11 protein-coding genes are annotated in these 25146 nt (G+C 75.9%); 9 read left to right on the top strand and 2 right to left on the bottom strand.

Going from position 1 to position 25146, the window contains the following annotated elements; translation table 11 throughout:
- Positions 1-37 precede the first annotated feature (37 nt).
- Entirely contained in the window at positions 38-2167 is a 2130-nt protein-coding gene (locus tag ACNAVT_RS22290) for a molybdopterin-containing oxidoreductase family protein (protein WP_416299081.1), read from the bottom strand.
- A gap of 152 nt (positions 2168-2319) precedes the next feature.
- Positions 2320-3633, bottom strand: a complete 1314-nt coding sequence (locus ACNAVT_RS22285; RefSeq protein ID WP_416299080.1) for a PLP-dependent aminotransferase family protein — start codon at positions 3631-3633, stop codon at positions 2320-2322.
- Positions 3634-3732: 99 nt separating this feature from the next.
- Between ACNAVT_RS22285 and ACNAVT_RS22280 the strand changes: the two genes are divergently transcribed.
- From ACNAVT_RS22280 to ACNAVT_RS22240, 9 genes are all read left to right on the top strand, one after another.
- Complete coding sequence (locus ACNAVT_RS22280; protein ID WP_416299079.1) at positions 3733-5001, top strand: MFS transporter; 1269 nt, start codon at positions 3733-3735, stop codon at positions 4999-5001.
- 121 nt (positions 5002-5122) lie between these two features.
- Positions 5123-5518 (top strand): DUF2267 domain-containing protein, encoded by a 396-nt coding sequence (locus ACNAVT_RS22275; RefSeq protein WP_416299078.1) that lies wholly within the window; start codon positions 5123-5125, stop codon positions 5516-5518.
- Between the two features lie 330 nt (positions 5519-5848).
- Positions 5849-9307 (top strand): AMP-binding protein, encoded by a 3459-nt coding sequence (locus ACNAVT_RS22270; RefSeq protein WP_416299077.1) that lies wholly within the window; start codon positions 5849-5851, stop codon positions 9305-9307.
- Positions 9304-12438, top strand: a complete 3135-nt coding sequence (locus ACNAVT_RS22265) for a thioesterase domain-containing protein (protein ID WP_416299076.1) — start codon at positions 9304-9306, stop codon at positions 12436-12438. Before ACNAVT_RS22270 ends, ACNAVT_RS22265 begins: the two co-directional genes overlap by 4 nt.
- The gene (locus ACNAVT_RS22260) at positions 12435-14732 is read left to right on the top strand and encodes a lantibiotic dehydratase (RefSeq protein ID WP_416299075.1); all 2298 of its coding nucleotides are present in this window, start codon (positions 12435-12437) and stop codon (positions 14730-14732) included. Before ACNAVT_RS22265 ends, ACNAVT_RS22260 begins: the two co-directional genes overlap by 4 nt.
- Positions 14729-18295, top strand: a complete 3567-nt coding sequence (locus tag ACNAVT_RS22255) for an amino acid adenylation domain-containing protein (protein ID WP_416299074.1) — start codon at positions 14729-14731, stop codon at positions 18293-18295. The genes ACNAVT_RS22260 and ACNAVT_RS22255 overlap by 4 nt, the downstream gene beginning before the upstream one ends.
- 55 nt (positions 18296-18350) lie before the next feature.
- The gene (locus ACNAVT_RS22250) at positions 18351-23876 is read left to right on the top strand and encodes an SDR family NAD(P)-dependent oxidoreductase (protein ID WP_416299073.1); all 5526 of its coding nucleotides are present in this window, start codon (positions 18351-18353) and stop codon (positions 23874-23876) included.
- Between the two features lie 106 nt (positions 23877-23982).
- Positions 23983-24936 carry a TauD/TfdA family dioxygenase gene (locus ACNAVT_RS22245; protein WP_416299072.1) on the top strand — a complete coding sequence of 318 codons (954 nt, stop codon included), beginning with the start codon at positions 23983-23985 and terminating at the stop codon, positions 24934-24936.
- 1 nt (position 24937) lies between these two features.
- Positions 24938-25126, top strand: coding sequence for an MbtH family protein (locus tag ACNAVT_RS22240; RefSeq protein WP_416299071.1), 189 nt, complete (start codon positions 24938-24940; stop codon positions 25124-25126).
- Positions 25127-25146: the final 20 nt, after the last annotated feature.

Genomic DNA, 25146 nt, shown 5'->3' with positions numbered 1-25146 from the left:
TAACTGATCTTGTGAGTGCCGTGCCGCGAACCGGCAGTCAGGTGAGGGCCACCTCGGGCGACGGCTCGGCCGGTGCGGCCGCCGCGTCGTGGGGCGGCTCCGCGGTCAGCAGCTCGGCCGGCACCGGCTCGACCTCGACCCGGCAGTCGTGGAACGTCGGCGCACCGCCCAGGTCGGTGTCCCGCACGGCGGTGACCGCGTTGACGGTGGCCCGGCCCGGGCTCAACCGCGCCCAGTAGGCCTTGTAGGTGAACGCCAACCCCGGGCGGGTCGCGTCGTCCACCGCGACCGCGGCCAGGAAGGCGCCCCGGTCGTTGTGGACGCGTACCGCGTCGCCGTCGGCGAGGCCGCGCGCCGCCGCGTCGTCGGGGTGCAGGTGCACCCGGGGCGGCCCGGTCCGCCGGGCGTGCCAGGGCAGCGAGGCGAAGGTGGAGTTCATCAGGAACCGGCCGGCCGGGGCGATGAGGACCAGCGGGAACCGGCGGGCCAGCTCCGGGTCCGCGGCCTCCACCGGCGGGGTGTAGCCGGGAAGCGGGTCCACCCCGTGCCGCGCGAGCGCCGGGTCGTGCAGTCGGGCCCGGCCGTCCGGGGTGGGGAATCCGCCCTCGGCGTACGGAGCGGAGCCGACCGCCACCCCCGTGGTCCGGGCGTACGTCCGCTCGCACAGCTCCTCGAAGCTGACCGGGGTGCCGCGCAGCAGTTGCCGGGCCAGGTCCTCGTCGCTGTCCCGCAGCCGCGGGTGGTCGATGCCGAGCGCGGCGGCGATGCGGCGGAAGATATCGGTGTTCGGCAGCGCCTCGCCGGGCGCCCGGGTGACCGGGAGGTTCAGCGTCGTGTAGTGGTGGCCGTAGGAGGAGTGCAGGTCCAGGTGCTCGGGCTGCATGGTGGCCGGCAGCACCACGTCGGCGAAGTCGCAGGTGTCGGTCCAGCGCTGCTCCAGCACGACGGTGAACAGGTCGTCGCGGCGCAGGCCGGCGAGCAGCCGGGTCTGGTCGGGGGCGGTGGCCGCCGGGTTGGCGTTGAACACCACCAGGGAGGTCACCGGTGGGTCGGCCTCCCCGGTGAGCACGGCGGCGAGCCGGCTCATGTTCAGCGTCCGGGCGGGCGGGGCCGGCATGTCCGGGGGGAGGACGACCGGCTCCTCGTCGATCGGGTGGTGCCCGCTGGTCGACACCAGGCCGCCGCCGCCCGGGTACCGGAAGTCGCCGGTGACCAGCGGCAGCGCGCAGATCGCCCGGATCGCCTGGCCGGCGCCGTGGTGCCGTTGCAGGCCCAGCCCGACCCGGACCGCGGTGGGCCGGGTCGTGGCGATCCGTTCGCCGAGGCGGCGTACCACCTCGACGGGCAGGCCGCACTCGGCGGCGGCCCGCTCCACCGGCCACTCGCCGAGCCGGGCGGCCAGCGCCGGCCAGCCGACGGTGTGCGCCGCCAGCCACCCCTCGTCGGCCGCGCCGGTGTCAAGGACGTGCCGCATGAGCCCGAGCGCCAGCGCCGCGTCGGTGCCGGGCAGCGGGGCCACGTGCTCGTCGCTGCGCGCCGCGGTGTCCGTGCGCAGCGGGTCGATGGTGACCAGGTATGCGCCACGCTCCCGGGCCTGCTGCACGAACGGCCACAGGTGCAGGTTGGTGGCGAGCGGGTTGGCCCCCCAGAGGACGATCAGCTTCGCGTCCACGATCGACTCCGGCTCGAAGCCGACCGAGCCGCCGTAGACCGAGCGCAGCCCCGCCCGCGACGCGGCGGTGCAGATGGTGGTGTCCAGCCGCGATGCGCCCAGGTACGCGAACAGCCGCGGGCCCATGCTCCAGCCCTGCACGTGCCCCATCGTGCCGGCGAAGTAGTAGGGGAGAACCGCCTCCGGGCCGTCCCGGTCGATGCTCGCGCGCAGTCCGGCGGCCACCCGGTCGACCGCCTCGGCCCAGCTCGCCGGCCGGTACGAGACCTGCCCGACGCCCTTCGGCCCGGTCCGCACGTACGGGGTGGTCAGTCGGTCGGGCCCGTTGACCGCGTCGAGGTAGCGGTTGACCTTGCCGCAGAGCGCCCCACGGGTGAACGGGTGGTCGCGGTCACCGCGCAGGGCCACGGCCCGGCCGTCGGCGACGGTGAGCTGCCAGACGCAGGTGTCGGGGCAGTCCAGCGGGCAGGCGCCGGGGTGCGTGGTGGGGGCCATGGCCCGGATGTTACCGACCCGCCCATCCGCATCCGGAGGGCTTCGCGGCCATGGGCTGCGTGGAGGTGCTCCTGCACGGGGAGGACATCGCTGGACGCGCGCAGCTGTGGCGGAACTCGGGCGGGAGAAAAGGGATCCGGGAGCAAGGTGCTCTAGCCGGGCAGCAGCCGGGCCAGGGCACGCAGCGCGGTGCGGACCGTGTCCTCGTCGGCGCTGAGGCTGACCCGCAGGCCGGCCGGTGCGCCGCGCCGAGCGGCGAACTCGTCGGCGCCGGCGACCGCGACGCCCCGGCGGCGGGCCAGCGCGGTGACCGCCTCGGCGTCGTGGTCGAGGCCCACCCAGGCGAAGGGGGCCGGCCCGGGGGCGGAGACCCGGTCGCCGAGCAGTTCCCGGGCGAGCGCGGCGCGGCCGGCCAGCTCGGCGGCTCGGGCGGCGGCGAGCCGGTGGGCGTTCCCGCTCAGCACGAGCTGGGTGGCGACCTCGGCGACCAGTGGCGCGGGCGCCCAGGCGATCGCCCGGGCGGCGGCGCGTAGCGGCTCGGCGAGGGCCGCCGGGGCGTACCGGTAGCCGATCCGTAGGCCGGGGGCGAGGGTCTTGGTGATGCCGGTCAGGTGGACCGTACGCGGGTGCCAGGCGGCCACCGGTGGCGGTCGGTCGGGCAGCAGCGCCCCGAACGGGTCCTCCTCGATGACGGTGAGGTCGTGGGCGGCGGCGACGGCGGCGATCTCCTGGCGGCGGCCGGCCGGCATGGTGAGCCCGGTGGGGTTGTGCAGGGTCGGGTGCAGATGCAGCGCGGCGACCCGGCGGCGGGCGCAGAGCCGGTCGACGGCCTCCGGCCGGGGTCCGTCGGCGTCGCTGGGCACGGTGGCCAGCTCGACGCGGAGCAGCCGGGCGGCGGCGAGCAGCCCGGGGTTGGTCAGCTCGGTGGTGACCACCACGTGCCGGGGCTGGGCGAGGGCGGCCAGCGCGGCCGCGAGACCGTGCTGCCCGCCGGCGGTCACCTCCACCGTCCCGGGGTCGGGTCGCCAGCCGGCGTGGGCCATCCAGCGGGCGCCGGCGATCCGGTGCCGGGCCGCGTCGGCGTCCTCGGCGCCGACGGCCAGGGGGTCGGCGGCGATCCGGTGCAGGATCGGCGCGACGGCACGGTGCACCGGGCCGTGCCCGGGCGGGTGCACGGTGGCCACGTCGAGCGCCGGCGCCGCGTCGGGGGCCGGCGAGGTGGGCGCCGGGGCGACGAAGGTGCCCCGGCCGACCTCGCCGGTGAGCAGTCCGCGTCGGGCGGCCACCTGGTAGGCGCGGCCGACGGTAGCGATCGTGACGCCGAGCCGCCGGGCCAACTCCCGCTGCGGCGGCAGCCGCTCACCGGGGCCGAGCCGGCCGGCCGCGATGTCCGCGCCGATCGCGTCGGCGAGCGCCAGGTAGCGGGGAACAGCCCCGGACAGCGCCGCCGGCTCCCAGATTGTCACCGTGACAATCTAGCGCCACGGCCGCCCGGCCGCCGCCGGATTGTCACCGTGACAATCCGGCCCGCCCGACTTCCGGAATACGCGGCGGACGCTGCCCGCATGACCGTCAACTCCGCCGCCCTCTGGCGGCACGCCACCTTCCGTCGGCTCTGGCTCTCCGACGCGGTGAGCACCCTCGGCACCCACGTCACCACCGTGGCGCTGCCCCTCGCGGCGCTGACCGTGCTCGGCGCGGGACCGACCGGGGTCGCCGTGCTGACCGCCGCGACCACCCTGCCGTACCTGCTGCTCGGCATCCCGGCCGGCGCGATCGTGGACCGGCTGCCGCGCCGCGCGGTGCTCGTCGCCGCCGACCTCGTCCGGGCGCTGCTGCTGGCCAGCGTGCCGCTCGCCTGGGCGGCCGGGCTGCTCACCCTCGCCCAGCTCGTGGTGGTGGCGTTGCTCGTCGGCTGTGGCACGGTCCTGTTCGACGTCGCGTATTTTGCCGTGGTGCCGGAGGTGGTGCCGGCCGGGCGGCTGGCCGACGCGAACGCCCGCCTGGAGGCGACCCGGGCGGTCGGACAGACCGCCGGACCGGGCCTGGCCGGTGTCCTGGTCGGCGCGCTCGGTGCGCCGGTCGCCCTGCTGCTCGACGTGGCCAGCTTCGTCGTCTCGGCCCTGTTCCTCGCCCGCACGCCCCGGCTGGCCCGCCGGGCCGCTCCCGGCGTCGACGGCATGTGGCGGGACGCCGCCGGCGGGATCCGTTTCGTGCTGCGGAACCCGGTGGTGCGAGCGCTGACCCTCTGCTCCGGGCTGACCAACCTCTGGCACGCCGGGTTCCTGGCCATGCTGCTGGTGTACGCGGTCCGCGAACTGCGCCTGCCCGCCGCCACGGTCGGCCTGCTGGTCGCCGGCGCCAACGTCGGCTACCTGCTCGGCGCGGCGGTGGCCGGCCGGGCCCGCGCCCGCCTCGGCGTCGGGCGGGCAATCACCACGGCGGCGGTGCTTCAGGTGGGTGCGGTGCTGGCGCTGGTGCCGCACCCGCTGGGCATCGGCGCCGGCCTGGCCGTGAACGCCTTCGCCAGCGGCCTGTACAACGTCAACGCGGTCAGCCTCCGGCAGGCCGCCACGCCTCCGGCGATGCTGTCCCGGATGACCGCCACCAGCCGGTTCGTGATCTGGGGGGCGATGCCGCTCGGCGCGGCCCTCGGCGGCGCGCTGACCGGCCTGCTGGGTGCGCCGGCGTACCTCGCGCTGGCCGCGCTGGGGATGGCCGCGGCGGCGCTGGTCACCCGCTGCTCGCCGGTGTGGCGGACCCGGGACTTCCCGACACCGGACGACCTGCCGGCCCCGGCCGGGGCCGACCCGGCGGTGGTCGCCGGGCGGTGACCGCCGTTTGCCGCCACCGGCCGCGGGTAACCGACGGCGGCTCCAGGTCGGTCCGCCCGTCGGGCGCGTCGAGCTGGAGTCGCCGGAGGCCCGGCGGCGGGCGGCGACGACAGGAGGCGGCGTGCGGTTTCCCCGATTCGTCGAGGCGGTGTCCCGCCGTGCCGAGTTGCCCACCGAGCAGGCCGCGACGATCTCCCGCGCGGTGCTGCAGACCCTCGCCGACCGGGTGACCGGGGGCGAGGCCGAGGAGCTGGCCGCGCAGGTGCCGGGCGAGCTGAGCGGCTACCTCACCGCCCCGACGGACGGCGGCGTGACCGGGGGAGCAGTCACCTTCCTGCACCGGGTGGCCGAGCGCGCCGGGGTGGACCCGGCGGTCGCCGAGGTGGGCACCCGCGCGGTGCTCGCCACGTTGCGCGAGGCGGTGACGGTCGGCGAGTTCCAGGACCTCGTGGCGCAACTGCCGAAGGGGTTCGACGCGATGGTCGACCCGATCCCGCATCCGCCGTACGATGACTGACGACCGCTCCCCGACAGCACGGGTTGAGCTGCGGCGAAGGGGCCGCGACGGCGGAGATTCCGCGCCTTTACGGCGGTTTCACCGGAGAATTACTCGTCGGTAGATGCCTACGCCGGAGATTGTCTTCACGCTAGAGGGATGATCGGACTGTTTCGGCCGTCCGAGGTTCCAGGTTGCTCATCGTCCCTTCGGCTCGACATCGATCGATGCGGGTTCCATCGAGATATCGAGCTCTATTCTGACTCCAGTGTGAAGTCCTGGGGGGGATCATGATCACATTGGTCGATTGCTGCGCGCCTGCCGTCTGCAGGGAAACGCCAGCTCCCTGACATGGCCGATTCGTTGATCGTCAATCGCTTTGCCGCGGTCGCGGCACATCAGGGTGATCGTCGGGCCCTGCTCGGCGAGGCCCACGAGGTCAGCTACGCCGCACTGGCCGGCGCCGCCGGGGGACACGCGGCCGCGCTCGTCGCCGCCGGCGCCCGACCCGGCGACCGGATCGCCCTGCTCACCGCGCACGGCGTGCCGACCGTCGCGGCGCTCCTCGGCACCCTCGCCGCCGGCTGCGCGTACGTGCCGCTCGACCCGGGCTTCCCGGCCGACCGGCTGCGCCACATGCTCGCCGCCGCCGGGGTCAGTGCCCTCGCCTGCGCCGCCGAGCACCGCGCGCTGGCCCGCGTACTGGCCGACGGGCTGGCCGTGGTGCCGCTGGACGACGTACCGCCCGCCCCGCTGCGGCCGGTCCCGGTCGATCCGGACGCGCTCGCGTACGTGCTGTTCACCTCGGGCTCGACCGGGGTGCCCAAGGCGGTCGGGCAGACCCACCGCAACCTGGCGCACGTCGTCGACAACCAGATCGACGCGCTGGCCGTCGGCCCCGCCGACCGGCTCAGCCTGCTCGCCTCGTTCAGCTTCGACGCCGCCATCCCCGACCTCTACCCGGCGCTGCTCACCGGCGCCGCGGTGGTGCCGGTCGACCTGCGCCGGCAGGGGCTCGCGTACGCCGTCGAGCAGCTCGGCCGGCACCGGGCGACCGTGCTGCACTGCACGCCCACCGTCTACCGCCATCTGCTCGACGCCCTCGGCGAGCGGCGGCTGGACGCGGTCCGCGTGGTGCTGCTCGGCGGCGAGCAGGCAACCTACGCCGACGCGGCCCGCGGCCGGGGCCGGTTCGCCCCCGGATGCGAGCTGGTCAACGGCTACGGCGCCACCGAGATGACCTTCGTCGCCCGGTACGTCACCCGACTGTCCGAGCTGGATCCGGCCGCCGGCGGCCCGCTGCCGATCGGCACCCCGTTCCCCGGCTACGAGCTGCTGCTCCGGCCCGACACCGGCGAGATCGTGGTGCGCAGTCCGTTCGTTGCCCCGGGCTACCTCAACCAGGACAGCGACCGGTTCGTCGACGAGGGCGGCGGCGTCCGGGCGTACCGCACCGGCGACCTGGGCCGGCTGCTGCCCGGCGGGGAGCTGGTCTGCCTCGGCCGGCTCGACCGGCAGGTCAAGGTGCGTGGGCACCGGGTCGAGCTGACCGAGATCGAGGCGGTGCTCGCCGCCCAGCCCGGCGTGGCCGGCGTGCGCGCCATCGCCCGCGACGGCGAGCTGCTGGCGTACGTCCGGCCGGCCGGCGCCGACCCGTCGGCGCTGCGGGCCGCCCTCGCCGCGGCGCTGCCCGGTTACGCGCTGCCCCGTGCGGTGGTGGTGCTCGACGAGTTCCCGCTGACCGTCACCGGCAAGGTGGACGAGCGGGCGCTGCCCGCTCCGGCCAGCGCGTTGTCGACCGACGCGGCCCCGGCCACCGACACCGAGCGGGTCGTGCACGACATCTGGTGCGCGGTGCTCGGCCGGGACGCGGTCGGCCGCGCCGACAGCTTCTTCGACGTGGGCGGGCAGTCCCTGCTCCTCGGGCAGGTGCAGCAGCGGCTGGCCGAGCGGTTCGGCGTCCGGCTGCCGATGCTGCGCCTCTTCGACCACCCGACGGTGGCCGGCCAGGCGGCGCTGCTCGACGCCCCGCCCGAGGCGGTCCGGGCGCCGGTGCTGCCCGCGCCGGTCGCGCCGGCCACCGCGGCACGGGAGTACACCGGCGAAGAGATCGCCGTGGTCGGGCTGGCCGGGCGCTTCCCGGGCGCCCCCGACGTGGCCACCTTCTGGTGGAACCTCTGCACCGGCGTCGACTCCATTCACGATCACAACGACGAGGAGCTGGCCGCCCTCGGCATCGGACCGGGGCTGCGCGACGACCCTCGGCACGTCCGGGCGACCGGCCGGCTCGACGGGGTGGCCGACTTCGACGCCGAATTCTTCTCCTTCGGCGCCGACGAGGCCGCCCGGACCGACCCGCAGCACCGGCTCTTCCTGGAGACCGCCTGGGAGGCCCTTGAGGACGCCGGGCACGATCCCGAGCGGTTCCCCGGCCTGATCGGGGTCTACTCGGCCACCTCCGCCAACCGGTACTTCCTGTTCCACCTGCTCGACAACCCGGCCGTGGTCGGTGACGTGGATCCGGACGACTGGGAGGCCCGGCTGATCGGCCGGCAGTTCACCGACCACCTGCCCGGGCAGGTCGCGTACCGGCTGGGGCTGACCGGGCCGGCCCTCGCCGTGCAGAGCGCCTGCTCCAGTTCCCTGGTCGCGGTCTGCGTCGCCGCGCAGAGTCTCGCCGACTACCAGTGCGACCTCGCCCTCGCCGGTGGCGTCACGGTCACCTGGCCCCGGCACCGGCACACCCCCGGCGGGCTGGCCTCCCCGGACGGGCGGTGCCGCGCCTTCGACGAGGGCGCCGACGGATCCGGCTTCGGCTCCGGCGCCGGGGTGGTCGCGCTGCGCCGGCTCGCCGACGCGCAGGCCGACGGGGACCGGATCTACGCCGTGCTGCCGGGCTGGGCGGTCACCAACGACGGCCCGGACCGGGCTGGCTTCGCCGTACCCGGACCGGCCGGCCAGGCCGCCGCGGTCGCGAACGCCCTCGCCACCGCCGAGGTCGCCCCCGGCGAGGTCCGGTTCATCGAGGGACACGGCAGCGGTACGCCGCTCGGCGACGCGATCGAGGTCGCCGCGCTGCACGAGGTGTACGCCGGTGCCCCCGCCGAGTCGTGCGCGCTCGGCTCGGTGAAGACCAACATCGGTCACCTCGACGCCGCCGCCGGGATCGCCGGACTGATCAAGGCGGTGCTCGCCGTCCGGCACGGCGTGATCCCGCCCAACCTGCACTTCACCCGCCCGCACCCGGAGATCGACCTGGCCGCCGGCCCGTTCTACGTGCCCACCAAGGCGCGGGACTGGCCCGGTGACCCGCGCCGGGTGGCCGGGGTCAGCGCCTTCGGGCTCGGCGGCACCAACGCGCACGTGGTGGTGGAGCAGCCGCCCCCGGACGACCGGATCGGCTTCCCAGGCGCCGGTCCGTGGCTGCTGCCGGTGTCCGCGCGTACGTCGGCCGCGCTGCGCGCCGCGCTCACCCGGCTGCGGGCCCACCTGGCCGGCGGCGCCCCCGCACTGCCCGAGGTGGCCGCCACCCTGGCGCTCGGCCGGCGGGCGTTCGGGCACCGGGCCGCCGTGGTCGCCGCCGACCTGCCCGGCGCGCTCGCCGCGCTGGACCTGCTGCTCGACACCGGCGCCCGGATCGCCGGGGAAGGCGGCGCGCTGCGCGAACTGGCGGCGGACTGGGTGGCCGGGCGGGACGTCGACTGGGACGCCCTGCATCCCGCCGGCACGGTCCGCCGTACCGGGCTGCCCACCTATCCGTTCGCGCGTCAGCGGTACTGGATCGACCCTGTGCAGAAAGGCCCACGGTGAACTGGTTCGTCTCCGCCGGAAGCCGACCCCAGGCGCCGGCACGCTTGTTCTGCCTGCCCTACGCCGGCGCCGGCGCGAGCGCGTTTCGGCGCTGGCAGGAGGGGATCGGCCCGGACGTCGAGGTGCTGGCGGTGCAGCTGCCCGGCCGGGAGAACCGGATCAGCGAGGATCCGCGCTTCACCGTCGCCGACGTGGCCGCCGCCATCGCGTCCCGGGCCGACCGCCCGTACGCCGTCTACGGCCACTCGATGGGCGGCCGGGTCGGGTTCGAGGCGGTCCGGGAGCTGCGCCGGTCCGGCGCGCCCCTGCCGCTGCGGCTGTACGTCGGTGGCGCCCGCGCCCCGCACGTCACCGCCCCCAGCCTCTTCGACGGGCTGTCCCGGGTGGACGACGAGGAACTGCTGCGCCGCCTCGGCGAGGGCGGCGGCCTCCCCGCCGAGCTGCTCGACCACCCCGAGCTGGTGGAGCTGCTGCTGCCGCTGCTGCGGGCCGACTTCGGTCGGGTGGACAGCTACCGGTACGTCCCCGGCGAGCCGCTGCCGGTGCCGATCGTCGCGTTCAGCGGCCTCCACGACCGGGCGGTGACCCGCGCACACAGCGCGGCCTGGGCGGAGCACACCGCCGCCGGGTTCACCCTCCGCGATGTCGAGGGCGGACACTTCTTCCTGAACGACGGGCTCCCCGAGCTGCTGGCGGCGATCCGCACCGACCTGGCCGCCGCGGTCGCCGCCCCCCGGCCCGATCGGGCGTCACCGGCTGCCACCGCCGCCCCGGCCGCCGCGAACCCGCCGGCCCCCGAGGTGGCCGTCGCCCCGGCGGGCGCACACCGGGTGCCACTCGGTGGCACCGGCTGGTCGGTCTGGCGCGACGCCATCCTGCGGACCACCGGCTTCCCGGCCGCCGGACTCGACCTCCTCTCCGCCCCCCGGGCCGCCGCGGCGGCGGACGAGCTGCTCGCCGGCGAGACCGGCGAGGACCGGTACGACAAGGAGTTCGACGAGGCCGTCCGCGCCGCCGCCCACCGGCTCAGCGAGCTGGCCGCCGACCCGCTGCTGCGCGAGGCGGTCACCTGGCAGAACCGGGGCGCGCTGGTGGCGCTGGACGGGCTGGTCCGCGGCGGCGGCGACGCGCCCCGCAACGTGCGGCGCCGGGACCGGGAACGCGCGCTGCTCAAGTACTGGCAGCGCTATGGCGGGAAGAACGAGACGGTCGGCTTCTTCGGGCCCAGCTGCTGGGTCACCCTCGACCCCGACCAGCCGGAGGCCGTCCGGGTACGCCCCGGCACCGGGCTCACCCGCCGCCGCTGGGTGTGGTTCGAGTCCTGGGCGCTGGCCGCGTACGCCGACCGGATCGGCGCCGACCTGTCCGTACGCCGCTGGTGGCCGCCCATGCTGCGCCCGCAGCTCGCGATCCGCGACCGCACGGTGCTGCGCCCCGGGCGCCCGCCGGTGCCGCTGTCCCCGGTGGAGGCCGCGCTGCTCGCCGCGGCCGACGGTCAGCGGTCCGCCGCCGACCTGGTGGCCGACCCGGCCGTCGGGCTGCGCCGGCCGGACGACGGGTACGCCCTGCTCGACCGCCTCGTGGAGCGGGAACTGATCACCTGGGACGCGACTCTGCCGGTCAGTCCGGACGCCGAGCGGGTGCTCCTCGCCCGGATCGAGGCGATCGGCGATCCGGAGCCGCGGGCGGCCGCCCGGGCCGGGTTCGACCAGCTGTGTGCCGCGCGGGACAGCGTCGCCGCCGCGGCCGGCGACCCGGAGCGGCTGCGTATTGCCCTCGACGCCCTCGACGGCACGTTCACCGAGCTGACCGGGGTTCCGGCCAGCCGCCGCGCCGGCCAGATGTACGCCGGCCGGACGATCTGCTATGAGGACACGGCCCGCGACCTGGACGTGGTCTTCGGCGCGCCGCTGCTCGCCGTGCTCGCCGCCCCGCTGGACGTGTTGCTGCGCGCCGCCCGGTGGATGGCCAACGCGTTGGCCGACGCGTACGGGGAGGTGTTCCGGGGGCTCTACGAGGAGCTGCGCGCCGAGGCGGACGGCGGGCCGGTGGCCCTGGCCGACCTGTGGTTCCTGACGCAGGGCCTGTTCTGGGGCGGCGGCGAGCGGCCGGTGGACGCCGTCGCCGCCGAGTTCGCCGCCCGCTGGGCCGGGCTGTTCGGGCTGGACGCGCTGCCGCCCGGCACCACCGACGTGCGGCTGCGGGTCGCCGACCTGGCCGACCGGATCGACGAGGTCTTCCCGGGCGCCCGGCCGGACTGGTCCAACGCCGTGATGCACAGCCCCGACCTGCAGATCTGCGCCACGGACGCGGAGGCGCTGCGCCGCGGCGAGTACCGCGTCGTCCTCGGGGAGCTGCACGCCGCCTGGTCGTCGTTCGACTGCGCGGTCTTCACCCCCTCGCATCCCGACGTCGAGCGGCTGCGCGCGGCGCTCGCCGAGGATCTGGGCGAGCGGCGGATCCGGCTGCTCTTCCCGACCGACTGGCCGCGCCGGACCAGCCGTACCTCGGAGTCGCTGGCCGGCCCGACCGACCGGCATCTCGCCTTCCAGGCCGCCCCGGGCGGCGAGCCGGGCCGGGTGCTGCCCACCGTGGACCTGACCGTCACCGACGTCGACGGGCAGCTCGTGGCCACCGCCTCCGACGGCCAGCGCTGGCCGCTCACCGAGATCTTCGCCGAGCTGCTCAGCGCGCACGCGGTCGACGGGTTCAAGCTGGTCGCCGCCGCCCCGTACACCCCCCGGATCACACTGGACAACCTGGTGGTGGCGCGGCAGACCTGGCGGACCACGGTCGGGGAGAGCCGCCTGGCCACGGCGACCGGCGAGCGGGGGCGGTTCCTCGCCGTCCGGGACTGGCGCCGCCGGCTCGGCCTGCCCGAGCAGGTCTACGTCAAGCTCGGCACCGAGACCAAGCCCTGCTTCGTGGACCTGGGCAGCCCCGCCTTCGCGAACATGTTCTGCGCCATGGTCCGGGCTGCCCGGGTCGACGGCGGCGACGGCGTGTCGCTGATGGTCAGCGAGATGCTGCCCACGCCGGACCAGGCGTGGGTGCCCGACGTGGCCGGCCGCCGCTACTTCAGCGAGCTGCGGCTGCACATCGTGGACACCCAGGGGACGGACCCCCGATGAATCACCTGTTGCCGCTCGGGCGGACGGGCTGGTCGGTCTGGCGGGACGTGGTGCTGCGCACCGCCGGCTTCCCGGCCGCCGGCCTGGCCCGGTTCGCCGCCCCGGAGGCCGCGGCCGCGGCGGACGCACTGCTCGCCGGGGAGGGCATCCGGGAGGCGTTCGACAAGGCGCTGCGGGAGGCGTTCGCCGACGGGTCCGTCACGGCCGGCGAGATCGCCGCGGACCCCCTGCTGCGTGAGGCGGTGACCTGGCAGAACCCGGACATGCTGACGGCCCTGGACGGGCTGCTGCGGACCGACCCGGCGGTGCGCAACAAGCCCCGCCGCAAGCGGGAGATCGCCCTGCTGCGCTACTGGCAGCGCTACTGCGGCAAGGCGGAGACCATCGGCTTCTTCGGGCCGGTGTGCTGGGGCGTGCTGGAACCGGAGCGCGCCGGGACCCGGATCGCGCCGGGCCCCGGCCTGGTCCGCCGCCGCCGGGTGCACTTCGAGGCGTGGGCGCTGGCCGCGTACGCCGACCGGCTCCGCGCCGACCTGGCGGTGCGGAGCTGGTGGCCGCCTGCCCGGCCGCCGCACCTGACGGTGGACGGGCACCGGCTGCTCCGGCCGCTGCACCCGTCCGTCGAGCTGGCCCCGCTGGAGGCCCGGCTGCTGACCGGGTGCGACGGCCGGACGCCGGCGGTGGAGCTGGTGGAGCGGGTCCGCGCCGAGGGCGGCCTGCGGACCGCCGACGACGGTTTCCTGCTGCTCGACCGGCTGGTCGAGCGGGGCCTGCTCGCCTGGGACGCCGCCCTGCCCACCAGCCCCGCCGCCGAGCAGGTGCTGGCCGAGCGGATCGCGGCGATCGGTGATCCGGCGGCCCGGGCGGCGGCCGGCGCCGACTTCGACCGGCTCCGGGCCGCCCGGGACGCGGTGGCGGCCGCGGCCGGCGAGCCGGACCGCCTCGGTGCCGCGCTGGCCGCGCTGAACACCGAGTTCACCGCGATCACGGGGCAGGCTGCGACCCGGCACGCCGGCCAGATGTACGCCGGCCGCACGATCGTCTACGAGGAGAGCGCCCGGGACCTCGACGTCCAGGTCGGCCGGGCGGTACGCGACGCGCTGGCCGCCCCGCTGGCCGTGGTCCTGACCGCGGCCCGCTGGCTGACGGCCGAGGTCGGCGCCGGCTGCACCGCGGTCGTCGCCGACCTGCACGACGAGCTCGCCGGGGACGGACCGGTCCGGCTCGCCGACGTGTGGGCGCCCGCGCAGGGAATGCTGCTCGCGCCGGACGGCCCGCTGCACCGGGCCGCCGCCGGGCTGACCGCCCGCTGCCGGGAGCTGTTCGGACTGGCCGACGTGCCGCCCGGGCAGGCCGAGCTGAACCTGCGTAGCGCCGACCTGGCCGCCCGGGCCGCCGAGCTGTTCGCCGCCCCCGGGCCCGGTTGGCCGTCCGCCCGGATCCACAGCCCCGACGTGCAGATCGCCGCCGCCGACCTGGACGCGCTCAACCGCGGCGACTTCCTGCTCGTCCTCGGCGAGCTGCACCCGGCGCTGGCCACCTTCGACAGCGTGGTGCTCACGCCGTTCCACCCGGACCCCGCCGAGCTGCGCGCCGGGCTCGACGCCGACCTGGGACCGGTCCGGCTGCGGGTGCTCTATCCGGCGAACTTCCCGCGCACCACCACCCGCACCACGTACGAGCTGACTGCCCCCCAGGACCGGCAGATCGGCATCGACACCGTCCGGGGCGCCGACCTCGACCGGATGGTGCCGGCCACCGCCGTGTTCGTCGAACGCGTGGGAGCCGAGTTCGTCGCGGCGTTCCCCGACGGGCGACGCTGGCCACTGACCGAGGTGTTCGGCAACCTCCTCGCCGCCCTGCTGCTGGACAGCTTCAAGCTGCTCGACGCCGCCCCGCACACGCCCCGTATCACCATCGACCGGCTGGTCGTCGTCCGGCGCACCTGGCGCACCACGGTGGCCGAGTGCGGGCTGGCGGGCGTCGCCGGCGAGCCGGAGCGCTACCTCGCGGTACGCCGCTGGCGGCACCGGCTCGGCCTGCCCGAGCGGGTCTTCGTCAAGGTCGGCACCGAGGTGAAGCCCTGCTACGTGGACCTGACCGGCCCGCTGTACGCGCAGTCGCTGTGCGCGATGGTCGACGCCGCCGCGCGCACCGGCCCCGACGTGGCCGTGGTGGTCAGCGAGCTGCTGCCCGACCCGGAGCGCTCCTGGGTGACCGACGCGCAGGGGCGCGGCTACGTCAACGAACTGCGCCTGCAGATCACCGATCCAGCTCGGGGAGACCACCGGTGACCGACATCCTGACCGCCAGCGCCGCGACCGGCGAGGCGCTGCCCTGGCCGGACGCGACCATCGCCGACCTGATCATCGCCCAGGCGGCCCGCACCCCGGACGCGGTGGCCGTGCGGCAGTGGGACGACCGGCTCACCTACGCCGAACTCCTCGACCGGGCCGCCGGGGTGGCCGCCGCGCTGCGCGAGCGCGGAGTCGGCCGGGGAGACCGGGTCGGCGTGTGCGGCACGCGCACCCCCGATCTGGTGGTCACCGTGCTCGGGGTGCTCCTGGCCGGCGGCTGCTACGTGCCCCTCGAGCCGGGCGGCCCCCGTACGCGGCTGCGCGAGATCGCCCGCGACGCCGGCGTACGGGTGGTGGTCGGCGACGCCGCGGCGGCCGAGTTCGGTGCCGAGCCCGGCGGACGACCACTCCGGCTCGGCGTGTCTGACGCCACGCCGCGACCCGGAGCAGTCGTCGAGACGGTTGGGCTGCCCGGTCCGGCCCCGCTCGCGCCCTGCCCGGCGCGCCCGGGCGACCCGGCGTACGTGCTGTTCACCTCCGGGTCGACCGGCCGGCCGAAGGGGGTGCTCACCACCCACCGCAACGTGGTCGAGTTCGTCACCGGGGTCACCGCGCTGACCGGCGCCGACGCGGCCGTACGCAGCCTCGGCATCGCCTCGCTCGGCTTCGACGCGGCCACCATGGACCTGTTCGTGCCGCTGCTGCTCGGCGGCGCGGTGCAGTTGCTCGGCACCGACGACCGGGCCGACCCGGTCCGGCTGGCCCGGTTCGTCGCCGCGCACGAGGTGACCTGGGGCTTCATCACCCCGACCGTGCTCGCTCTGCTCGACCCGGCGGACGTGCCGTCCTGGCGGGTGGTGCTCTGCGGGGGCGAGGCGGTGCCCGCCGAGCTGGTCGCCCGCTGGGCCCCCGGCCGGCGCTTCCTCAACGGCTACGGCCCCACCGAGACCACGGTGCTGGCGCTCAGCGGCGACCTCACCGCCGCGGACAGCGACCCGGTGCCGATCGGTCGCCCGCTGCCCAACCACCGCGCATACGTGGTGGACGCCGAGCTGCGCCCGGTGCCGCCCGGCGAGACCGGTGAGCTGCTGATCGGCGGGCCCGGCCTGGCCGACGGGTACCTCAACCGGCCCGGGCTGACGGCCGAGCGGTTCGTCCCCGACCCGTTCGGTGACCGGCCCGGCGAGCGGCTGTACCGCACCGGGGACCTGGTCCGCCAGGCGCCCGACGGCCGAATCGTCTACCTGGGTCGGGCCGACCGGCAGGTCAAGGTGCGCGGCCAGCGGATCGAGCTGGGCGAGGTCGAGGCGGTGCTGGCCGGGCACCCCGGCGTCGACCGGGTCGCCGTGGAGGCGGTGCCCGGACCGGCCGGCACCGAACTGGTCGCCTTCCTCACCCCCGCCGACGCCCCCGACGACGACGCGCTGCGGGTGTACGCCGGAGCCCGGCTGACCACCGCGATGCTGCCGGCCCGGACGGTGCGGCTGGCCGCGCTGCCGGTCAGCCCGACCACCGGCAAGCTGGACCGGCCGGCGCTGCGCGACCTCGCCGGGGCCGGCCCCGCCGAGCCGGCCGACCCGCCGGAGCCGGCGGACGGCGCCGACCCGGTCGAGGCCGCCGTCCGGCGGCTCTGGGCTCGGCTGCTCGGCGCGGCACCTCGTCCGGGCAGCGACTTCCTCGCCGCCGGCGGCAACTCGATCGCCGCGATGCGGCTGGTCGCCGCGCTCCGCGCTGAGCTGGGCCGACAGGTCGACACCCGGGACGTGTTCACCGGCCGGACCTTCGCCGCGCTGCTCGACCGGGTCCGCGCCGCCACCCCCGCCGACGGCGACGGGCTGACCACCGGCAACCCGCCCACGCTCTCCCCGCCGCAGCGGCGGCTGTGGTTCATGGACCAGCTCGCTCCGTCCAGCGCGCCCTACAACATCGCGGTCGCGCACCGGCTGCGCGGGCCGCTGGACACCGTCGCGCTCGGCGCCGCGCTGCGCGCGGTGGCGCAACGCCATGACGTGCTGCGCTGGCGGATCCCGCAGACCGGCGGTGTGCCGTACGCCGTGGGCGAGGAGCCGACCGACGTGGCCGTGCCGGTGGTGGACCTGACCGGGGCCGCCGACGCCGAGGCGGAGCTGGCCAGCATGCTGGCCGCCGGGGCCGGGCACGCGTTCGACCTGGCCACCGGGCCGCCCTGGCAGGTCACCGTCTACCGGCTCGGGGCAGCCGAGCACGTCCTCGCCCTGACCATGCATCACGCGGTGTTCGACGGCTGGTCCGAGGCGCTGCTCTACGACGACCTCGCCCGCGCGTACGCCCGCGTGGTCGCCGGCGAGCCGCCGGCCCTGCCCGCGCTGCCCGCCACGTACGCCGACTACGCGGGCTGGCGGGCCGACCGGGACCGTCGCCGGGGCGCGGCCGACCTGGCCTGGTGGACCGAGCACCTGGCCGACGCGCCGACCGTGCTCGACCTGCCCCGCGACCGTCCCCGCCCGGCCGTGCAGACCTACGCCGGCGTCGAGGCGGCGGTGCTGCTCGCCGAGGCCGCCGACCGGGCGGTTCGCGAGCTGGCCGGCCGGCGCTCCACCACCGTCGCCGCCGTGCTCCTGGCCGGCTTCGGCGAGCTGCTGCGCCGGCTCACCGGGGCCGACGACCACGTGCTCGGCGCGATCGTCGCCGACCGGCGGCTGGCCGCCTTCGACGACGTCATCGGCTTCTTCATCGACACCGTGCCGGTCCGAGTCCGAAGTGGCGGGGCCAGCTTCGCCGAGCTGGTCGACCGCTGCGCGGCCGAGCTGCACGAGGTGACCGGGCACCCCGGCGCCCCCCTCGAACGGATCGTCGAGGCGCTCGGCGTCGGCCGGGACACCTCCCGCGCCCCGCTGGTGCAGGTGCTGTTCAACGTGCTCAACTTCGTCCCGCCCCGGCTCGCCCTGCCCGGCCTGGCCGGCGAGCCGGTGCCGGTGCCGAAACCCGGCTCGCCCTTCGACCTCACCGTCTACGTCGTGGAACGGGCTGGCCGTACCGGCGTCGAGGTGGTGCACAACCCGGACCTGTTCGACACCGGCCGGATCGAGGCGCTCCTGGCCGACCTGGCCGCCCTGGTCGGCGCCCTGGCCGCCGCCCCGGACGCGCCGGCCGACCAGGTGGCCACCGCGCTGCCCCGGCCGGCGGTCCGGGTGGCCGCCCTCGGCGCGATGACCGTCGCCGCCGCGGAGCCGGCCCGGGTCCCGCTGCCCACCGGGCCCGACGCGCTCACCGCCACCGAGGAGCTGATCGCCGGCATCTGGCGGGAGGTGCTCGGCCGGGACCGGGTCGGGGTCACCGACAACTTCTTCGACATCGGCGGCCACTCGATGGCCCTGGCCGCGGTGCACGCCCGGCTCACCGAGGCCACCGGCCGCTCGATCACCATGCTCGACCTGTTCCGCCACCCGACCGTGCGGGCTCTCGCCGCCAGCCTCGACGGCGCCGCCGACCGGCCGGAACTGGCTCGCGCCGCGCTGCGCGCCGCCGCCCGGCGCGGCCGGGCCCGCCGTACCCCACCCCGACGACCGAACCAACCGTGACGCCGTAACCCTCCCCGCCGGCCACCCCGGCACCCGCAACCGAAGGACGACCCCGATGAACAACGAGATCGCCACGGAGCACCCCACCGACGACGGAATCGAGCCGATCGCGATCGTCGGGCTGGCCGCCCGCCTGCCCGGCGCCACAGACGTCGGGGAGTTCTGGCGCAACCTCGTCGACGGCGTCGAGTCGGTCACCGAGCTGACCCGTGAGGAGCAGCTCGCCCGGGGCGCCACCGCCGAGGAGGTCGACGACCCGAGCTGGGTGAACCGGGCCCCGCTGGTTGAGGGCTACGACGAGTTCGACGCCGGCCTGTTCGGGATGACCGCCCGCGAGGCCGAGATCACCGATCCGCAGCACCGACTCTTCCTCGAGAGCTGCTACACCGCGCTGCAGGACGGCGGCTACGACCCGGCCCGCTACGACGGCGCGATCGGCGTGTACGCGGGCACCGGCGGCAACACCTACCTGCACCGGTACGTCCTCCGGAACAAGCGGGTCGGCGGCAGCCCGCACGGCGCGGTCTCCATCGCCACCAGCAACTCGCCGAACTACGTCGCCACCAACGTGTCGTACCGGCTGAACCTGCGCGGGCCGAGCCTGACCGTGCACACCGCCTGCTCCACCTCGCTGGTCGCGTTCCACCTGGCCTGCGAGGCGCTGCGCAACGGCGAGTGCGACATGGCACTGGCCGGCGGGGTCAACATCGAGCTACCGCACGTCGGCTACCTCGGCATGGACGGCTTCACCTCCCCGGACGGCCGGTGCCGCCCGTTCGACGCCGGCGCCAACGGCACGGTGTGGGGCAGCGGCGCCGGGGTCACCCTGCTCAAGCGACTCTCCGACGCGGTCGCCGACGGCGACACCATCCGCGCGGTGGTGCTCGGCAACGCGATCAACAACGACGGCGCCGGCAAGGTCGGCTTCACCGCCCCCAGCATCGACGGCCAGATGGAGGCGGTGGCCCAGGCGGTCGGCATGGCCGGGATCGACCCGCGCACCATCAGCTACGTCGAGGCGCACGGCACCGGCACCGCGTTGGGTGACCCGATCGAGGTCGCCGCCCTCTCCGCGGTGTACACCAAGGACACCGACGACCGGGCCTGGTGCGGCATCGGCTCGGTGAAGTCCAACATCGGCCACCTCAGTCAGCCCTCCGGCATCGTCAGTGTGATCAAGACGGTGCTCGCCATGGAGCACGGCCTGATCCCGCCGACCGTCAACTACGAGACGCCGAACCCGGCGATCGACTTCGCCGACACCCCGTTCTACCTGGCGAACACGCTGACCAAGTGGGACACCGACGGGGTGCCGCGCCGAGCCGGCGTCAGCTCGTTCGGCATCGGCGGCACCAACGCGCACGTGGTGCTGGAGGAGGCGCCGGCCGCGTACCGGGCGGAGCGGCGGGTCCGCCCGGCGCACCTGCTCCAGCTGTCGGCGAAGACCCCGACCGCCCTCGACAGCGCGGTGCGGCGGCTCGCCGACCACCTGGAAAACGGCGGCGGAGGCGGCGCCGAGCTGCTCAGCAGCGCCGGAGGCGGCGCTGGGCTGCTCGCCGACGTCGCGCACACCCTGCGCGTCGGCCGCCAGGACTATCCGCACCGCGCCGCCGTCGTCACCACCGACCTCCCCACCGCGGCGGCCGCTCTCCGCGACTCGCGGCGCGGGCATCGCGGTCTGACCGACCGTCCAGCCCCGGCCGTCTGTTTCCTGTTCTCCGGTCAGGGCTCCCAGTACGCCGGCATGGGCGCGCAGCTCTACGCCGAGGACCCGGCCTTCGCGGCCACCGTGGACGAGTGCGCCGAACTGCTCCGCCCCGAGCTGGGGCTGGACATCCGCGACCTCATCCTCGGCCGGGACCCGGAGGCGGGGGACAAGCTCACGGAGACCCGCTACACCCAACCGGCCCTGTTCACCATCGAGTACGCGCTCGCCGCCGCCTGGCAGCGGGCCGGGGTGGCCCCGGCCGCGATGATCGGCCACTCCATCGGCGAGTACGTCGCCGCCACCGTCGCCGGCGTGCTCAGCCTGCCGGACGCGCTGAGGGTGGTGGCCGCCCGCGGCCGACTCATGCACTCCCTGCCCGCCGGTTCGATGCTGGCCGTGGCGCTGGACGAGTCGGCGGTCGCCGACCGGCTGCCAGAGGGGCTCGCCATCGCCACCGTCAACGGCCCGGGCACCTGCGTGGTGGCCGGCGAGACGGCGGCCGTCGAGGAGTTCGCCGCCACCCTCAAGGGCAAGAGCAAGATGTTGCGCACCTCGCACGCGTTCCACTCGCCGATGATGGAGCCGATCCTCGACGAGTTCACCGCGCTGCTGGCCACCGTGCCGCTGCGCCCGCCGGCCGTGCCGTTCCTGTCCAACGTGACCGGCACCTGGATCACCGAGGCGCAGGCCACCGACCCGGCGTACTGGGCGGCGCACCTGCGCCAGCCGGTCCGCTTCGGTGCCAGCGTGGCCACCCTGCTCGCCGAAGGCACCTGGGCGCTGCTCGAGTGCGGCCCCGGCAGGCAGCTGGCCAACCTGGCCCGGATGCAGGTCGCCAAGGCGCCCGAGGCGCAGCGGAAGCTCACCCCGCTGGGCAGCCTGCCGGGCCCGGGCGAGTCCACCGGGGACCTGGCCACCCTGCTCGGCACCGCCGGCGCGCTCTGGTGCGCGGGTTTGCCGGTGCGGCTGGCCGTCGACCCGGACGCCCAGCGGGTGCCGCTGCCCACGTACCCGTTCGAACGGCGCCGCTACTGGGTCGACCCGGACCCGGTGGAGCAGGTGGCGGCGGCCCCGGCCGAGACCGGGCCCCGGGCGCTGCCGGAATGGTTCGCGGTGCCGGTGTGGCGGCAGGCCGCCCCGGCGCGGACCATCGAGCCGCTGGGCCGCTGCCTGGTCCTGGCCGACGGCCCGCGCGGCGAGGAACTGGTCGCCTCGCTGCGGGCCGCCGGCGACGACCCGATCGTGGTACGCGCCGGCGACGCCTTCACCACCACCGCCGACGGCTTCCGGCTGCGCCCTGGCGCCCGGGAGGACCACGAGGCCCTGGTCGCCGCGCTCGGCGCCGGCCTGCCGCGTCGCCTGGTGCACGCGTACGCCCTCGACGGGGAGCCGGCCGGGGCGGACCTCGACGCCGCCTGGGCCGCCCAGGACCGGGGCTTCTTCAGTGCGCTGCACCTGGTGCAGGCGCTCGCCGGCGCCGGCCTGACCACCGACGAGCCCGGCCTCACCCTCGACCTGGTCACCGCCGGCATCGGCGACGTCCGGGGCGACGACCTGGTCCGACCGGAGCACGCCACCCTCGCCGGCCTGGCCCGGGTGCTGCCGGTGGAGCTGCCCGGCCTCACCGTCCGGCTGGTCGACGCGGACTTCACCGTCAGCGCGGTCAATGCTGACGCCGCCGCCCGCGACGTCAACGCCGTGGTCGGCGAGCTGCGCAGCCCGGTCGACCCGGAGCAGCCGGAGGTGGCGGTGCGCCGCGACCGGCGCTGGGTGGCCGGCTACGAGCAGGTCACCGTGGACGCCGAGGGTGAGCCGGGCGCGCTGCGCGAGGAGGGTCGCTACCTGATCACCGGCGGTCTCGGCGGCATCGGCGTCACGCTGGCCGAGGACTTCGCCCGCCGGGTACGCGCCAAGCTGGTGCTGCTGGCCCGTTCCGGCCTGCCCGAACGGGACCGCTGGGACGAACACCTGGCGGTGCACGGCGGAGTCGACCGGGCCGGTCGGGCCATCGCGGCGATCCGCCGGATGGAGGCGGCCGGGGCCGAGGTGCTGGTGGTCGCCGCCGACGTCATCGACCCGGCCGACCTGCGCCGGGTACGCGAGGCGGCCGAGGGCCGGTTCGGTGGGCTGGACGGCATCGTGCACGCGGCGGGCCTGCCCGGTGGCGGCATGGTGGAGATCAAGGAGCGGGCCGAGGCGGAGCGGGTGCTCGCCCCGAAGCTGGCCGGTGCCCTCGCCCTCGCCCAGGTCTTCGGCGACCTGCCGCTGGACTTCGTGGTGCTCTGCTCCTCGGTCACCGCGGTGATCGGTGGCTTCGGCCAGGTCGACTACTGCGCGGCGAACGCCTTCCTGGACGCGTTCGCGCGGGCCGGCGTCGGCTTCCGCGCACCCGTGGTGTCGCAGAACTGGGGCGGCTGGGCCGAGGTCGGCATGGCCGTGGAGACCGATGCGCCGGCCGCGTTCCGGGCCGCCGGCCGGGACACCGTCACCAGCCCGGTGGACCATCCGGTGCTGACCACGAAGGTGGCCGGCCCGGACGGCACCGTGCTGCACGGCCTGGTCTCGGCCAGTACGCACTGGCTGCTCGACGAGCACCGGATCGGCGGGGTGCCGGTGGTGCCCGGCACCGCCCACCTGGAGTCGGTGCGCGCCGCGGTGGCCGCCGCGCTGCCCGCCCCTGGCCCGCAGGCGGCGGTGGAGCTGCGGGACGTCGTCTTCCTGGAGCCGTTCTCGGTGCCCGACGGCACGGTCGCCCAGTACCGGGTGGAGCTGATCCCCGCCGTGGACGGGGTGGACTTCGCGGTCGCGAGCCTCGCCGCCGGCCAGTTGCGCACCCACGTGCGGGGTGCCGCCGGCTGGACCGAGGAGCCGGCTCCGCCGGCACGCCCGCCGGCGGTCGCCGGGCGGCGGGTGGACGACGACGCGTCGTTCGGCCGGGGCCGGACCAGCATGCTCACCTTCGGGCCGCGCTGGGCCGGGCTGGCCGAGCACCACCTGGGCGAGGGGGAGGAGCTGGCCCGGGTCGAGGCGCCTGCCACCGCGCTGGGCGACCTGTCCTCGTGGGGGCTGCATCCGGCCCTGCTGGACGTGGCCACCGCGTTCGGCCGGGGCCAGGGCTCCGGCACCTACCTGCCGCTGTCGTACGGCCGGATCGTGGTGCGCGGGGCGCTGCCGGCGAGCTTCCACAGCCACCTGCGGCACCGGGCCAGCGCCACCGACGAGGTGGTCGCCGCCGACCTGTCCCTGACGGACGACGCGGGCCGGGAACTCGTCGCGATCAACGACTTCGTGCTGCGCCGGGTCGACCAGGGTGCGGTCACCGGCGGCCTGGCCGACACCCCGGCCGCCGTGGCCGAGGCCGGCCCGGCCCCGCTGACCGAGGACATCCGGCCGGTGGACGGGGCGGAGGCGTTCCGCCGCAGCCTCACCGCGGGGCTCGGCGCGCAGGTGGTCATCGCCACCCGCACGGTCGCCGACATCCGCCGACGGGCGGCCCGGGTGACCACCGACAGCCTGGAGGCCGACGCCGAGCCGGCGGCCTCCGCGCCGACCGTCACCGGCGGTGGCTCGGCCGCGCCCGCCACCGAGCTGGAGCAGACCATCGCCCAGGTCTGGCGGGACGGCCTCGGCGTGGCGGAGGTCGGCGTGGCCGACGACTTCTTCGCCCTCGGCGGCAACTCGCTGGTCGCGGTGCAGCTCATCGCCGCGATGCGCAAGGCCACCGGGGTGCGGCTGCCGATGCGCAGTCTCTTCGAGACCCCCACGGTCGCCGGCCTGGCCGCCCGGATCGAGGAGCTGCGCGCCGCCCAGCCCGCCGACCAGCCGGCCGCGCCGGCGGCGATCCCGGCCATCCCGCGACTGCCCCGCGCGTGACCACGAAGAACAGGAGACACCGCACCATGAGCGAGCGCAGCGAGCGAATCATCAAGCGCAGTGCCGTGGAGACTCGTGCGGCCGCCGAGCGGAGCGAGGTGGCCGCATGAGCGACACGATTGCCACGCTTCCGGTGGTCATCGAGAACGACGGCCGAGTCCTGACCGACCTGATCGACGCCCGGCGTGCCGAGCTGCGCGCCGCCCTCGCCGAGCACGGCGGGCTGCTCTTCCGCGGCTTCGACGTCGGCGGGGTGGACGGCTTCGACCGGGTGGTCCGTGCCCTGTCCGGCGAACCGCTGACCTACACGGAACGTTCCTCGCCCCGGCACTCCATCAAGGGCCGGGTCTACACCTCGACCGACTATCCGCCGGACGAGGAGATCTTCCTGCACAACGAGAACTCGTACCAGGCGCGCTGGCCGCTGACCCTGTTCTTCTACTGCATCACCCCGCCGAAGACCCAGGGCGCCACCCCGCTGGCCGACGTGCGCCGGGTGTACGCCGAGATCGACCCGGCGGTGCGCGAGGAGTTCATCCGCCGGCGCTGGATGCTGGTGCGCAACTTCCACGGCGACTTCGGCACCCGCTGGCAGGAGGTGTTCAACACCGAGAACCGGGCCGAGGTCGAGGCGTACGCGAAGGCGAACGGGATCACCGTGGAGTGGGTCGGCAGGGACGGCCTGCGCACCCGAGCGGTCCGGGACGTCGTCCACCACCGGCCCGGCTCGGACGCCCCCCGCTGGTTCAACCACGCCACCTTCTTCCACCTCACCACCCTCCCCAAGGACTACCAGGAGGGGCTGCTGGCCATGTTCGGCGCCGACGGGCTGCCGTCCAACACCTACTACGGCGACGGCGGCGAGATCCCCGCCGATGTCGTGGACCACCTGCGCGCCGCCTACCGGGCCGCGACCGTCCGCTTCGACTACCAGCGCGACGACGTGCTGGTGGTGGACAACATGACCGCCGCGCACGGGCGGGAGCCGTTCACCGGCCCCCGCAAGATCGCCGTCGCGATGGCCGAACCGCACACCCCCGACACCCCTGGAGCGAACTGAGATGGCCGAACCCCGATTCCTGGTCGTGCGCAACGACGAGGAGCAGTACTCGATCTGGTCGGCCGACCGGGATCTCCCCGCGGGCTGGCACGACGCCGGCTTCGCCGGCAGCCGTGAGGAGTGTCTGGCCCACGTCGACACCGTCTGGACCGACATGCGGCCCCGCTCGGTACGCGAGGCAGGCCAGTGAGCGCGAGGAGTGCAGCGAAG

Origin of the sequence: Micromonospora sp. SL4-19 (assembly GCF_047921475.1) — a bacterium.
GTDB lineage: Bacteria > Actinomycetota > Actinomycetes > Mycobacteriales > Micromonosporaceae > Micromonospora.
This window is presented reverse-complemented; position numbering and strand designations above follow the sequence as displayed.

Excerpts from the sequence above, each read along its gene's own strand:
- ACNAVT_RS22245 (WP_416299072.1), top strand. The coding sequence starts at position 23,983 with ATGAGCGACACGATTGCCACGCTTCCGGTGGTCATCGAGAACGACGGC.
- ACNAVT_RS22250 (WP_416299073.1), top strand. The coding sequence starts at position 18,351 with ATGAACAACGAGATCGCCACGGAGCACCCCACCGACGACGGAATCGAG.
- ACNAVT_RS22270 (WP_416299077.1), top strand. The coding sequence starts at position 5,849 with ATGGCCGATTCGTTGATCGTCAATCGCTTTGCCGCGGTCGCGGCACAT.
- ACNAVT_RS22240 (WP_416299071.1), top strand. The coding sequence starts at position 24,938 with ATGGCCGAACCCCGATTCCTGGTCGTGCGCAACGACGAGGAGCAGTAC.
- ACNAVT_RS22290 (WP_416299081.1), bottom strand. The coding sequence starts at position 2,167 with ATGGCCCCCACCACGCACCCCGGCGCCTGCCCGCTGGACTGCCCCGAC.
- ACNAVT_RS22280 (WP_416299079.1), top strand. The coding sequence starts at position 3,733 with ATGACCGTCAACTCCGCCGCCCTCTGGCGGCACGCCACCTTCCGTCGG.
- ACNAVT_RS22260 (WP_416299075.1), top strand. The coding sequence starts at position 12,435 with ATGAATCACCTGTTGCCGCTCGGGCGGACGGGCTGGTCGGTCTGGCGG.